The sequence below is a fragment of the Mesorhizobium sp. M5C.F.Ca.IN.020.32.2.1 genome (assembly GCF_004023105.1).
GTDB lineage: Bacteria > Pseudomonadota > Alphaproteobacteria > Rhizobiales > Rhizobiaceae > Mesorhizobium > Mesorhizobium wenxiniae.
Window position 1 is genome coordinate 1 of the sequence record NZ_RZSX01001464.1, and the last position, 791, is coordinate 791.

The 791-nt window shown below is 59.7% G+C and carries 1 pseudogene; it reads right to left on the reverse strand.

The annotated features are described in order from the left end of the window. A pseudogene (locus EOA86_RS36805) lies at window positions 1–279 on the reverse strand (hypothetical protein); the annotation flags it as partial. Between the last annotated feature and the right edge of the window lie 512 nt (window positions 280–791).

Genomic DNA, 791 nt, shown 5'->3' on the forward strand with positions numbered 1-791 from the left:
GATAAGGACATTGGGGCGCGTCGGATCTGGTGTCGGGCTGACGCTCGCGACGTTGACGAAATGAATGCCCATCGCGCCCTTAGGGTAATCCATAGCGCCAGCCACTTTTTCGCCGCTGTGATAAACGCATCCGACCGTCGACAGATAGAGGTCGCGAATGGCGGCCTTGTAGTCTTCGTACTTGGATAGCGATTTTTTCAGGCCATCGATCTCGGCCTTGTCGGGCTCGGCGGCCTGACCTGCAGCCGCAGTCAGGCAGGCGCCGATGAGGCCAGTCAAAGCGAGAATGCTGCGGCGCCTGAAGTAAGTTGTTTTCGTCATGCATTCCTCCCAGATTTTTTGTTCTGGCCGCGCAAGGCGGCAATGATGCTGGTTGCGCGGCCGAGATTATCGCCGATGCTAATCCTTTCCGCTGGTCGGGAGAATTAACCCTCATGACCTAGGCCCCTCGACACAGTGATTTGACAGGTCGGGCCGAACGTCCACAGTCCCTTTCTGCGGCGAATCGCAAACCTTCGAGATTGGCCGAAACACCCCCTCCCTTCGTCATCCCAGGGCGGAGCAAGGAGCGGAGCGACGCGGCGCAGACCCTGGGATCCATGCCGTTAGATGGCGGCAGTGCGCCTGCGGATCAGAACCGAACGCTACCACCCCGTTCGCTGACGTTGGAAGGGTAGCTGGCACCGTTGCGGATACAAGCGCCGTTCCGAGCCGCTGCATTCTTCGGCTGAAGTAACGGCATGGATCACAGCGTCTCCGCTACGTCGCTTCGCTCCTGCTCCGACCTGGGA